The 12,113-nt window shown below is 65.5% G+C and carries 14 protein-coding genes; 8 read left to right on the top strand and 6 right to left on the bottom strand.

All coding sequences use genetic code 11. From position 1 onward, the window contains the following. Positions 1-31 precede the first annotated feature (31 nt). The 3 genes from CH290_RS28855 to CH290_RS31020 all read right to left on the bottom strand — a co-directional run bounded on the left by CH290_RS28855 (position 32) and on the right by CH290_RS31020 (position 2,692). Positions 32-1,702, bottom strand: a complete 1,671-nt coding sequence (locus tag CH290_RS28855; RefSeq protein ID WP_020113065.1) for an alkaline phosphatase D family protein — start codon at positions 1,700-1,702, stop codon at positions 32-34. 62 nt (positions 1,703-1,764) lie between these two features. Further along, positions 1,765-2,505 carry a GNAT family N-acetyltransferase gene (locus CH290_RS28860; protein WP_019665290.1) on the bottom strand — a complete coding sequence of 247 codons (741 nt, stop codon included), beginning with the start codon at positions 2,503-2,505 and terminating at the stop codon, positions 1,765-1,767. A gap of 52 nt (positions 2,506-2,557) precedes the next feature. Further along, positions 2,558-2,692: a ParA family protein gene (locus CH290_RS31020; RefSeq protein WP_141216195.1), complete on the bottom strand. Its 135-nt coding sequence runs from the start codon at positions 2,690-2,692 to the stop codon at positions 2,558-2,560. A 57-nt stretch (positions 2,693-2,749) separates the two neighbouring features. On the opposite strand from CH290_RS31020, the gene CH290_RS28865 reads away from it, so the two are divergent. Both CH290_RS28865 and CH290_RS28870 read left to right on the top strand, forming a co-directional pair. Next, on the top strand, positions 2,750-4,228 hold the full coding sequence (locus CH290_RS28865) for a cryptochrome/photolyase family protein (RefSeq protein ID WP_033188087.1): 1,479 nt from the start codon (positions 2,750-2,752) through the stop codon (positions 4,226-4,228). Between the two features lie 35 nt (positions 4,229-4,263). Then, complete coding sequence (locus CH290_RS28870) at positions 4,264-4,731, top strand: GbsR/MarR family transcriptional regulator (protein ID WP_020113066.1); 468 nt, start codon at positions 4,264-4,266, stop codon at positions 4,729-4,731. Positions 4,732-4,736: 5 nt separating this feature from the next. Here CH290_RS28870 and CH290_RS28875 read toward each other — a convergent pair whose 3' ends face one another. After that, positions 4,737-5,759 carry an iron-siderophore ABC transporter substrate-binding protein gene (locus tag CH290_RS28875; RefSeq protein WP_033188086.1) on the bottom strand — a complete coding sequence of 341 codons (1,023 nt, stop codon included), beginning with the start codon at positions 5,757-5,759 and terminating at the stop codon, positions 4,737-4,739. Positions 5,760-5,831: 72 nt separating this feature from the next. Between CH290_RS28875 and CH290_RS28880 the strand changes: the two genes are divergently transcribed. Beyond that, entirely contained in the window at positions 5,832-6,653 is an 822-nt protein-coding gene (locus tag CH290_RS28880; RefSeq protein WP_033188108.1) for an SDR family NAD(P)-dependent oxidoreductase, read from the top strand. Next, on the top strand, positions 6,650-7,150 hold the full coding sequence (locus CH290_RS28885; protein ID WP_019665296.1) for an SRPBCC family protein: 501 nt from the start codon (positions 6,650-6,652) through the stop codon (positions 7,148-7,150). The genes CH290_RS28880 and CH290_RS28885 overlap by 4 nt, the downstream gene beginning before the upstream one ends. Here the strand turns inward: CH290_RS28885 and CH290_RS28890 are convergent. Next, a complete protein-coding gene (locus tag CH290_RS28890; RefSeq protein WP_019665297.1) occupies positions 7,132-7,782 on the bottom strand; it encodes a TetR/AcrR family transcriptional regulator in 651 nt (216 codons plus the stop codon). The genes CH290_RS28885 and CH290_RS28890 overlap by 19 nt on opposite strands. A 66-nt stretch (positions 7,783-7,848) precedes the next feature. Here CH290_RS28890 and CH290_RS28895 point away from each other — a divergent pair, with 66 nt between their 5' ends. Continuing rightward, on the top strand, positions 7,849-9,255 hold the full coding sequence (locus CH290_RS28895) for an MFS transporter (RefSeq protein WP_080748583.1): 1,407 nt from the start codon (positions 7,849-7,851) through the stop codon (positions 9,253-9,255). Here the strand turns inward: CH290_RS28895 and CH290_RS28900 are convergent. Beyond that, the gene (locus CH290_RS28900) at positions 9,225-9,737 is read right to left on the bottom strand and encodes a mycothiol transferase (RefSeq protein WP_033188085.1); all 513 of its coding nucleotides are present in this window, start codon (positions 9,735-9,737) and stop codon (positions 9,225-9,227) included. The two genes, CH290_RS28895 and CH290_RS28900, sit on opposite strands and share 31 nt — an antisense overlap. A gap of 33 nt (positions 9,738-9,770) precedes the next feature. On the opposite strand from CH290_RS28900, the gene CH290_RS28905 reads away from it, so the two are divergent. The 3 genes from CH290_RS28905 (at position 9,771) to CH290_RS28915 (ending at position 11,907) form a co-directional block, all read left to right on the top strand. Further along, positions 9,771-10,835, top strand: coding sequence for an NADPH:quinone reductase (locus tag CH290_RS28905; RefSeq protein WP_019665300.1), 1,065 nt, complete (start codon positions 9,771-9,773; stop codon positions 10,833-10,835). 69 nt (positions 10,836-10,904) lie between these two features. Next, positions 10,905-11,537, top strand: a complete 633-nt coding sequence (locus tag CH290_RS28910; RefSeq protein ID WP_033188084.1) for a class I SAM-dependent methyltransferase — start codon at positions 10,905-10,907, stop codon at positions 11,535-11,537. A 10-nt stretch (positions 11,538-11,547) separates the two neighbouring features. Further along, on the top strand, positions 11,548-11,907 hold the full coding sequence (locus CH290_RS28915) for a VanZ family protein (RefSeq protein ID WP_033188083.1): 360 nt from the start codon (positions 11,548-11,550) through the stop codon (positions 11,905-11,907). The last annotated feature ends 206 nt before the right edge of the window (positions 11,908-12,113 follow it).

Raw genomic sequence — 12,113 nt, forward strand, 5'->3', positions numbered from 1 at the left:
CGGTACGTTCGGTCCGAAAGGAGAGGGTCAGCTAGCGGACGGGGAGTGGAGCGGGGTCGACGCGGGCGATGCCGTCGCCGACGGTGAAGCCTGCTGCCCAGGACACTCCGGTGAGCGGGTCCTCCTTGGCGTCGAGGAACCAGTGGTCCATCTGGACGCCCGACGGGGTGACGTCGAAGACTCCGAACCCGTGGCTGTCCAGTTCGACGTATCGGATGTGTCGGTTCAGGGTGGTCAGCGCGGCCTCCGCGACTCGGCCCAGGGTATGCGGCGGGGTCTTGGTGAGGTCGTCGACGTTGGCCGAGGACACGGAGGTGACGACGAGCTCCGTCGCGACGCCACCGGTTTCGAAGTAGCGAGCAGCGTCTTGAGGGATGTCGCATGCCCAGGCGGAGTGGATGTCGCCGGTGATGAAGACGGTGTTGTTCACGCCGTTGTCCGCGATGGCGGCGAGCAGCTTCCTGCGGTCGGCGGTGTAGCCGTCCCAGGGGTCGGCCATGTAGGGCACTCCGCCTTCGGGGATGCCGAGCAGCCCGGTCAACGCCCGCGCAGCTTCGCTTTCGAGCGGCGGGACCAGCACCGGGGTGATCATGACGGGATTGCCGACGATCTTCCAGCGGGTCGGTGAGCTGATCAGGCCGTCGGTGAGCCACTGCATCTGGTCTGCACCGGTGATGGTGCGGTTGGGTGAATCGACCTCGGCTCCCGCCGTCGGCGAAACCTGTTTGGATCGGTAGGTCCGCAGGTCGAGCATCGACAACTCGAGCAGATTGCCGAAGCGGAGTCTGCGGTAGAGGTGCCGATTCTGCGGTGTTCCCGCCGCTCGTACCGGCATCCACTCGTAGTAGGCCTGGACGGAGTTGGCCTTGCGGACGTTCCAAGGCCCTTCGGTCTCCGGCTGGTGGTTCTGGGCTCCGCCGTCGTAGGCGTCGTTCGCGCTTTCGTGGTCGTCCCAGGTGCAGATCCACGGCACCCCCAGATGCGCGGCCTGCAGGTCGGGGTCGCTCTTGTACTGGCCGTGCCTGGTCCGGTAGTCCGCGAGACTCACGATCTCGTGGACCGGATCGTGGACGCGGATGACGCCGTTCTTTCCGGCGAACTCTCCTGTGCGGTACTCGTAGATGTAATCGCCCAGGTGGATGATCGCGTCCAGATCGGTCCGCGTCGACAGATGTCGGTAGGCACCGAAGTACCCGGACTCCCAGTTGGAGCAGGACACGACACCGAACCTGATTCGCTCGACGTCCGCGTCGTTCGCCGGAGCCGTCGACGTCGTACCCACGACCGACTGCACACCCGCGGCGTCACCGTCGGCGATCTCGAAGCTGTAGTAGTACGTCGTCGACGCCGTCAGCCCGTCGACGTCCACCTTGACGGTGTGATCGACCCCGGCGTCGGTCGTCACAGCGCCGCTGCGGACGAGGTTCGTCAACTGAGGGTCGGTGGCCACGCGCCACCGCACGGTCGTGGCCGGGCCGAGGCCCGAGCCCGGGGTTGCACCGGGCTCCGGAGTGACACGAGTCCAGAGAATCACCGCATCCGGCGTCGGATCCCCCGACGCGACGCCGTGCTGGAACGGTACGAAATCCTCACCCTGAGCGTGCGCCACGGCAGGCAACGCCGACGCTGCCCCCGCAGCTGCGAGCGCAACCGTCGACGATCGAAGAAACCCTCGTCTGGACACGCCCTCGTTCACGATCACCGAGCCAGTTCATGCGAACTTCGGGCCCCGGTCAAGTCGGGCTGGCCACAGCGGCGGAAAATTCACCGATCCGTTGCCGGTGTGCGTACCCGAGTGACATACGAACGCTTGCGCAGCTTGAAACCGAGCGTCTCGTAGAGGCTGATCGCCGTCACGTTCGACGCGAGAGCGTGCAGGAACGGGGTCTCGCCGCGGTCGACGATGCCTGCACCGACGTCGCGCACCAACCTCGTGGCCAGACCTCGACCACGAAAGGCCGGGTCCGTGCAGACAGCACTGATCTCGGTCCATCCCGGCGGGTGAAGTCGCTCTCCCGCCATCGCGACCAGACGACCGTCGACCCGAATTCCGACGTACCGACCCATCTCGACGGTCCGGATGCGGTACGGGCCGGGGTTGGTGCGGCCGACGAGATCGAGGATGTCCGGGACGTCGTCGGCGCCGAGGACGACGGCGTCGGGGTCGTGGTCGACGGCGAGCGCGGACCCGTCGAGTTGCACCGAATCGAACCCGCCGACGACCTCCCACCCTGCCGGTACCTCGTGACCGAACCCTCGGACCGAGGTCTCCTCACCGGGACCGACGATGCCGGCCAGGTCGTCCCAGTCCTGCGTCGACAGCTGCTGTGGGTGCCCGAGGTGTCCCGCGACATCAGGGTGATAGCGACCGATTCGGCCTCGCCACTGCGCGAAACGCGCATGCTCGCCGAGCAGCGCTTCCCGCACGGCGTCGTCGAGCGGATGTGCGCTCTCACGTACTGCTGATCCTGGATTCCGGGGTAGATCGACGGTCACGTCGACCAAGGCTAGGAGCCGCCGCTGCCTCCGTCACCGGTTGCGATCAGCAAGATTCTGACTACGGATACACACCGGCGGTCGCGATGATGCGCTCGGCCACGGCGGCAGTCGTCGTGGACTTCCCGACGCCGCCCTTCGGATCGATCGTGGCGATGACAGTCGCCAGTGCAGGCCACTTCCCTGTATCGCGCACAGTTCCGCACACAGCGAGCGGGTTTGCAGGCCTATGGATGGGAGCATTCTGCCGTGCATGAACTCCCCGCTCTGGCTGTTCGGCGATCAACTCGGTCCGCATTTCCATTCCACGCCGGACTTCCGTGACCGCGAGGTTCTGCTGATCGAGAGTGCACGCGTGCTCCGACGACGGCCTTTCCACCGGCAGAAGCTCCACCTGGTGCTGTCCGGGATGAGGCACCTGGCCGACGAGCTGGGAGACCGCGCGACCTATCTCAGAACCGAGACCTATCGGGAGGCGCTCGAACAATTCGGCAAGCCCGTCGTGGTCTTCGAGCCGACATCGCACGCAGCCGAGGCCTTCGTCGACGGGTTGTTCCAGGAAGGTCTCGTCGAGGACGTGTTGCCGACGCCGATGTTCGCGCTGAGTCGAGCGGATTTCGCGGAGTGGGCAGGTAATCGTCACCAGTTCCGGATGGAAACCTTCTATCGCGATCAGAGGCGACGCTTCGAGATCCTGATGTCCGGTGACGAACCGGTGCAGGGTGTCTGGAATCTCGACGAGGAGAACCGTGAGCCACCGCCGAAGAAGCAGGCGACGCTCGGCGTCGACCCGCCGTGGTGGCCGACCGAGGACGACATCGACGAGCAGGTACGCGCAGATCTGGACGCGATGGAGCTGGACACCGTCGGCAACGACGGCCCCCGACTGTTCGCGGTGACTGCAGCCGAGGCACGAAAGGCTTTGGAGCACTTCGTGTCCTACCGACTTCAGGACTTCGGCAAGTACGAGGACGCCGTGATGACGCAGGACTGGACGATGGCGCATTCGTTGTTGTCGGTGCCGCTGAACATGGGATTGCTCGAGCCGATCGACGTGGCGGAGGCCGCCGAGAAGGCGTGGCGCGACGGCGACGCGTCGCTGGCGTCGGTCGAGGGGTTCGTCCGGCAGATACTCGGATGGCGTGAGTACGTGTGGCATCTGTACTGGCACTTCGGTCCCGAGTATCTCGATCGGAACGAACTCGATGCTCACGTCCCGCTGCCGAAGTGGTTCACCGACCTCGACGGTGACGAGCCGATCGCCGCCTGCCTGGCGCACACGCTGTCCGAACTCCGCGACCGCGGCTGGGTGCATCACATCCCGAGATTGATGATCCTGGGCAACTTCGCACTGCAGCGCGGCTACGACCCTCGCGCCCTCACCGAGTGGTTCGCCACCGCCTTCGTCGACGGGTTCGCGTGGGTCATGCCCGTCAACGTCATCGGCATGAGCCAGCATGCCGACGGCGGTCTCATCGCCACGAAACCGTATGCATCCGGCGGCGCCTATCTGAACCGAATGACCGATCACTGCGGTGGATGCGAGTACAACCCCAAGAAGCGACTCGGGCGCGACGCGTGCCCGTTCACGGCCGGATACTGGGCGTTCGTGCACCGCCATCGAGATCGGTTGTCTCACAACCACCGAACCGCACGCCAGGTGTCCTCGATGAACAGGTTGTCCGACCTCGACCAGGTCCTCGAGCAGGAGGCACAGCGAGAGGTATTCTGACACAATCGTTCCGTGCTGGAACGAGAGAATCATCGATGAACGACGGTCGATTCCCCGAGTGGTTCGTCGAGCGCTTCGCCGACTACTGGCAGTCCGGCGGGGCGTCGCGCATCGAGGGCAGGATCATGGGATATCTGCTGATCGACGAGACACCGGGTGTGAGCGCTGCCGAACTCGCCGAGGCTCTGAACACCTCACGCGGATCGGTATCGAACTACATCCGACGCCTCATCACGCGCGGATTCGTCAAACAGGTTCGGCGACCGAAGGATCGGACGCACTACTACGTCATGGACGCGGACGTCTGGGGCGGATTCCTCGAAACCGAACATGCCTACCTCGAGAATCAGCGCGCACTGGCCACCGAAGCACTGAAATACGCCGACCCGAGCGGGCCGGCGTATCTCCGTGTGCTCAACATGCGTGACTACATGGGGTGGATCATCGACAACCGGATGCTGCGCAGTGAGTGGAATCGGTTCAAGGAAGAACGGGATTCCTAGCTCGGTCACCCCTGAGCGGGCAGCTTCGCGATGGCCTCGTCGATCATCGGGACATATCGCTCGAGCGCCCACGGAACGGTCAGGGGGTTGATGATCGAGGAGCCCGTGACGAACGGCTGCTCGGTGGGCGCCACGACCGATCCGCGATTCACCGCGGGGATCTGGTTGTACGCCGGCTGTGCCTCGGTGTCGCTGCGGTTCTGCGCGTCCGAGTAGAACGTGAAGATCAGATCCGAATCGTTCAACAGGTTGGCGTTCTCGAGCCCGATGACCGCGGAATCGGTGCCCTCGGTCTCGTCGAGGGTGTAGACCACGGGATCGACCTGGAGTCCGAGTGCACGGACCATCGCGACCCGCTGCTCCTCCGCGAGGAACACACCGAGCGTGCCGGGGCCGGTGTTGTAGATGTAGGAGAACGAGACGTCCTCGTACTCCGGATGCGAGGCGGTGGCGTCGGCGAACCGGCTCTTGATCTTGTCGATCTCCTCCGCCGCGCGCTCCTGCTCACCCATGGCCTTGCCGATCACGGAGATCTGGTCTTCCCAGGTGATGGTCCACGGCTGCTCCTCGTACGCGACCACGGGAGCGAAGCCGTTGAGTGCGTCGAACTGCTGCTGCGTGATTCCCGACCACGGCGCCAGGATCAGATCCGGGTCGAGCGCGAGGATCGCCTCGATGTTCAGCTCGGTTCCGCCGGTGAACTGCTGCGGCAACCGGTCGTCGTCCAGCGCCTCGTCGATCCAGGGCAGATACCCGGAATCGTCACTTCCCCACGGATATTCCTCGACTCCGACGGGAACGGTGCCCAGCGCGATCGCCGTCTCGGCCGATCCCATGCCGAGTGTCACGATGCGTTCCGGTTTCTCGGTGATGACGGCCTGGCCGAGCGCAGAATCGATCGTGACGGCGGCGAAATCGCCCGAGGTGTCCGACTCCGCGGGTTCGGTCGACCCACACCCAGCAAGAACCAACGCAGTAGCGACGAGTCCGGACAGCGCCGCAGCGCGCCGGCGAGAGGCGATGATCATTGATTGACCATAGGCTAACCTATCTCGAATTTTCAAATCGAATGAAAGTTCACAGACGCTACGGTGGTGCACATGAGCCTTCCCCGTCCCGCTCCGGACCGCACTGCCGTCGTCACCGGCGCCTCGTCGGGCATCGGCGAAGCCATCGCACGCGAACTCGCCTCGCGGGGCCACGGCGTCACCCTCGTCGCGAGACGGGCGGAGAAGTTACGGGAGCTGGCGGACGAACTGAGCGCTCGGGTCCGCGCGGAGGTTCTTCCTGCCGATCTGTCGGTCAGGTCCGACCGGGCTGACCTGCTGCAGCGGATCGAGCACCTCGGGCTCGTCCCGGACATCCTCGTCAACAACGCGGGCCTGTCCACCCTCGGCCCCGTAGCCGCCTCGGATCCCGACGCCGAGCTGAACATGATCGAGGTCGACGTCGCGTCCGTCGCCGACCTGTGCAGTCGATTCCTCCCCGGAATGACCGCTCGGCGACGCGGGGCCGTGCTCAACGTCGCCTCCACCGCAGCGTTCCAGCCGCTCCCCGGACAGGCCGGATACGGCGCCTGCAAAGCCTTCGTGCTCTCCTACACCCAGAGCCTGAGCGGCGAACTGAAAGGGACCGGTGTCACCGCGACGGCGTTGTGCCCCGGCCCCGTCGACACCGGTTTCGGCGAAGCCGCCGGATTCGCCAAGGAAGACGCCGAAGCAGCGTTGCCGCCCGTCATGTGGGTGCCCGCGGATGCCGTCGCGAAGACCGCCGTCGACGGAATGGCCAAGGGGCAGATGGTGGCGATCCCAGGACTGATCAACCGCGTCGCATCGATCTTCGCGGCAGTCACGCCGCGAACACTGCTGGTACCCGTCCTCGCCCGCAGCCATCCGGGCCTTCGAAAGGGAACGTCGTCATGACGCGCGAATTCACCGTCTCCGACAGCATCGTCGTCGACGCCACCGCCGAGGAACTGTACGACGCGATCAGCGACCCCACACACATGGGATCGTGGAGTCCCGAGAACCTCGGCGCCGTCGTGCTCGACCCGCGCGACTCCGCCTACGTGGGAATGCAATTCGACGGCCGCAACAAGCGGGGCCGGGCGCAGTGGGTGACACGCTCGACGGTGACCGTCGCCGACCCCGGGAAGACGTTCGAGTTTCGAGTCTTCGCGATCGGCGTGAAATCTCCTCGCCTGAAGGGCGCGAACGCGACGTGGCGATACGATTTCGAGCCCACGCCTCAGGGAACGAAAGTCACCGAAACCTGGACCGACGATCGCCGGAAATGGCCCGACGCAGTTGCATTCGTGTTCGACAAGATCGTCACGAGCGGCAAGACCTTCCCCGAGTTCCAGCGTCGTAACATCCGGAAGACGTTGCAGAACCTGCGAACTCACTTCGCCCGCAAGTAGCCGTCGAGCAGAAACTCGATGCCCTGCATGTAGAGATCCTTGGCGCTCGACTGCAGGTCGATCCCGGAAGCAGCAACGAGATGCGGGAGCTCGGCGGCCCCGATCTGCTGCACGCGCACCGTCATCGGCGACGGATCGTCGGCAGCACGAGGCTGCGCCGACGCCAGGTTCAACACGGCGCCGAGAGTGTAGTTCCACAACCCTCGGTACATCACCATCGACTCCCCCGGGGTGAGACCGAGTTCCCCAGCCGCACCGAGCATTCGATCCACCAGCCACAATGCGCCCGCGCCGCCCCTGTTGCCGGTGCGCAACACGTCGGCGATCCAGCGATCGGCGACCAGCACGTCGAACACGTCTCCGATGAGCACCACGATTCGCCGACGCGGTTCCTGCGGCAGATCTATCGACGGGAACGACTCGGACACCTCGTCGAGCACGAGGGACAGAAGCTGCTCACGATCACCGACGTGCCGATAGATCGCCATGGGTGAGACGCCGACGTCGGCTGCAAGGGACCGCATGCTGAATCCGTCGATACCGCCGGCGTCGAGCTGAGCCTTCGCCGCGGCGACGATCTGCTCGCGAGAGACCGTCGGGGGACGCCCGAGGCGCGGGGTGCGTGTGCTCACCGTTTCAGTGAACCACGAGTCGACGGTGTTGCCATCCGAAACCGAATCAGGTAATCCTAATTAATTATGAGAGACCGTATATTTAGTCCGGGTCTGATTCTGACCTCGGCTGCCCTCGCCCAGTTCCTCGTCGCCTTCGACATGTCCGTCATGAACGTCGCGCTTCCCGACATCCAGTCCTCGCTCGGATTCAGCGACGCCGACCTGTCCTGGGTCGTCAACGCCTACGCCCTCGCATTCGGCGGGCTGCTGCTGCTCGGCGGGCGACTGTGCGACGTCGTCGGCACCCGCGCGGTGCTACTCGCCGGATTCACCGTCTTCGGAGTGGTGAGCGTGCTCGGCGCGCTGGCCACCCAGCCCTGGATGCTCGTTGCCGCGCGTGCCGTACAGGGCCTCGGCGCAGCACTGATCGCCCCTGCAGGCCTGGCCGCGTTGAGTTCGGCGTTCCCGACCGGCAAGCAACGCGCCAAGGCCTTCGGAATCGGCGCCATGGCATCCGCCGGAGGCGGCGCCATCGGCGTGGTTCTCAGCGGACTGCTGACCGACGCCGTCGACTGGCGGCTCGTGATGTTCTCGGCAGTGCCGTTCGCCGTCATCGCAGGCATCGCCGCCTATATCGGGATGCCGCACCACACCGACGAGCGCGTGGGCAGCCTGGACGTTCCAGGTGCCGTACTGGCCACCGGAGCCATAGTGCTCCTGGCCTACACCGTGATTCAGACCGAGTCGCGCGGATGGACGGACGCGTACGTGCTTCTCGGGTTCGGCGCGAGCGTCCTGCTTCTCGTCGCTTTCGTCCTCGCGGAGACGCGCGCCACCGAGCCCCTCGTCCGCTTCACCACCCTGCGTCGACCACGCATCGCCATGGCGAACATCATCATGTGCGTCCTGTGCGCAGCACAGTTCAGTGGCTTCTACTTCGTATCTCTGTACCTACAACGCGGACTCGCCTACTCCCCTACCCGCACCGGCATCGCGTTCCTACCGTTCTGCGTCGGCCTCGTGTTCGCGATCGTCGTCTCCACCGCACTGCTCACCCGCATCGGCGCCAAGCCGCTCCTGGCCGTCGGCACCGCCCTGGCATCCGCCGGACTGTTCTGGTTCTCGCTGATGGACGTCGAGGGCAATTTCGTTGCGACACTGCTCGGTCCATCCATCCTGTTGAGCGTCGGCGTCGGACTCAGCTTCATGCCACTGTCCAACATCGCGACCGCCGACCTACCGCCCGACGAGGTCGGAATGGCGTCCGGACTGCTCAGCACGTCGCGTCAGATCGGTGGATCCATCGGTCTCGCCGTGCTGGTGTCAGTCGCGGCCGGAGCGACAACCAGCTCCCAGCCCGCCGACCTCGTACACGGATACAGCCTCGCCCTGCTCGCCTGCGCAGGACTACTCGCCGTCGGATTCGTCCTGTCCCTCGGATTTCCGAAACCTGCTGTCGATCACGCTCTTTCCGCGAGCCCCCGAACGTAGGCAGCCTGGCCTGCGTGCTGAAGATCGTCGGAGACGACCGAAACGAGACGAACACCGAGGGTCACCGGCGGATCCCAATTGTCGTCGACCACCCGATCCAGATCTTCGGCACCCAGAGACTGCACGTAAGCAACAGTTTTCGCGTGGACGGCGTCGTGGTAATCGCGCAGCAGATCAGCACTGCTCGCCACCGCTGCGACGTCGTCGGACGACTGCCCGTAACCGATCGTATCGTCGTCGAACGGCAGCGCGAACCGGTCACTCCAGCCATCGGCGGTCCACACCTGCTCGGAACCCGCCACCCCGGCGATGTGATCGTCCTGCACACGCGTCAGATGCCAGATCAACCACGCAACCGTGTTGGCCTCGGAGTCGGCGCGGAACGTCAGGGCCTGCTCCGGGATGTCGTCGAGGGTGTCGTGCACGACACCCTTGACACGTTCGAAAGCGTCCACCAGTACTTCGGCGTGATTCACGAGCATCCTTTCGTCGGCACATCTCATGCATACCCCACGATGAATTCTGTCACCGGAATTTCCATCACCCGTGCGCCCGTTGCACCGAGCATGAAGGCAATCAGGTACACCCGGACCGGCGACTCATCCGTACTCACCCTCGAGGACCGCGACATCCCCGAACCAGGACCAGGCGAAGTGCGCGTCAAGGTCGCCGTCTCCGGCGTCAACCCCACCGACTGGAAGAACCGAAGCGGCGCGACCGGCGAACTCGCCTTCGACGAGGTCTCCCCCAACCAGGATGGCGCAGGCACCGTCGACGCCACCGGACCGGGAGTGGAAGGCCTCGCCAACGGCGACCGCGTCTGGCTCTATCTTTCCCAGTACCAACGCCCCTCCGGCACCGCCCAGGAGTACACCGTCGTGTCCGCCGACCACGTCGTCCGGTTACCCGAGAACGTCTCCTTCGACGTCGGCGCATCCCTCGGCGTACCCGCGATGACCGCTCACCGCGCCCTGACGGTCTCCGAGGACGGACCGACACGACTGCACCCCTCCGCCCTCGACGGCAAGACGGTCCTCGTGGCCGGTGGCGCCGGAGCCGTCGGGCACGCGGCGATCCAGCTGGCCCGATGGGCAGGAGCAACCGTCGTGACCACCGTCAGCGGACCCGAGAAGGCCGCCCTCGCGACAGCCGCGGGAGCCCACCACGTCGTCAACTACAAGACCGGCGACGCCGCCTCCGAAATCCGCGCGATCGCACCGAACGGAGTGGACCTGATCGTCGAGGTCGCGCCCGCGCAGAACGCGGAGTTGAACGCCGCCGTCGCCGCGAACCGCGCATCGATCGCGATATACGCCAACAACGGCGGCGACAGCTTCACCCTCGACATTCGGCCGAACATGGTGACCAACGCCCGCTACCAGTTCGTGCTGCTCTACACCGTCGGTGCAGACGCGCTGAAAGCCGCCGAAGAAGACGTCACAGCCGCTGCTGCAGCCGGCGTCCTCGAGGTGGGTGAGGACGCGGGCCTACCTCTGCACCGCTTCTCCCTGGCAGACACCGCAGCTGCCCACGATGCCGTGGAAAACGGCACCGTCGGAAAGGTGCTGATAGACCTCTGACCCTATGTGAGTGTTGCCGAAACAGCAAACGGTGTTGCGGAATCTCGACAGGAGTTGCACCCTGGACTCATGCACACACATGACGAGCCCGTGTTCGATCAGGCCTTCTGGGACAATCTCTACACCGAGCAGGCGCAGCGTTGGAGCGGAAACGCCAACCCCGTCCTGATCACCGAGGCCTCCGAGCTCACCCCGGGAACTGCGCTCGATATCGGCAGTGGCGAGGGCGGCGACGCACGCTGGCTGGCCGACAACGGGTGGACGCCGACCGGCGCCGACATCTCGGCGGTTGCCATCGAGCGCGCCCGAGAGACACAAGGCGACCGCACCATCACGTGGCTGCACCGCGATTTGCTGACGTGGGAGCCCGAGGAACGGTACGACCTCGTCACTGCGCACTTCTTCCAACTGCCTCCCCATCAGGTCGGCCCCGCGTTCCAGCGTTTCGGTACCGCGGTGGCGCCCGGCGGGCACCTGCTTATCGTCGGGCACAGCCCCAACGACCACCTCGCGTCGCACCACCAGCACGCGCAGATGCTGTTCGGCGTCGACACCATCACTGCCCTCTTCGACGAGGACCAGTGGACGACGGTCGTCGCCGAGGACCGCGCCCGTCCCGGAATCGACCCGGACGGCACACCCGCCGAGCGCACCGACACGGTGGTCCTCCTGCGTCGCTCCCAGCCGACGGAACGCACCTAGACTCGACCGAATGCCGCTGAAGTACATGCCGCTGAAGTACTACGCCCCGTTGGCCGTGTCGCTGTCGGCGGCGATGATCATCCTGTTCACACCGGCGTCCGGCGTGCCCAGTGGTTTTCAGCACAGCGACAAGATCATTCACTTCCTCCTGTTCGCGGCGCTGGCGTACTCGTCGCGATTCGCCGGTATCACCGTGCGGGCGACCCTCGCCTGGACGGTGGCGTTCGCGGCGGCGTCGGAGGTCCTCCAGGCTCTGCTTCCACTGGGGCGCAGCGGGTCGGCACTCGACGCGGTGTTCGACGTCCTCGGCGTCTGCGCAGGCCTGCTGATCGCCGTCCGCGTCCTTCCGGCCCGGTCGGCTATACACTGAGCACACTGCTCCGGGGGTCCTCGGCTCGCACGCCACCTCCGGAAGGTTCACCATCACCTCGACGTCCGCTCCGCACGATATCTACCTCGTTCCTCCCGAGCAGGACTCGGACGAACCCGTCCTCGGCGCGTCGGCCGATACGACTGCACGCCTCACCGGCCGCGCGGACATCGTTCCGTTCGGCGGTCGGTTCGCACTGAAGATCA

The organism is Rhodococcus sp. 06-156-4 (genome assembly GCF_002259345.1).
GTDB lineage: Bacteria > Actinomycetota > Actinomycetes > Mycobacteriales > Mycobacteriaceae > Rhodococcoides > Rhodococcoides fascians_E.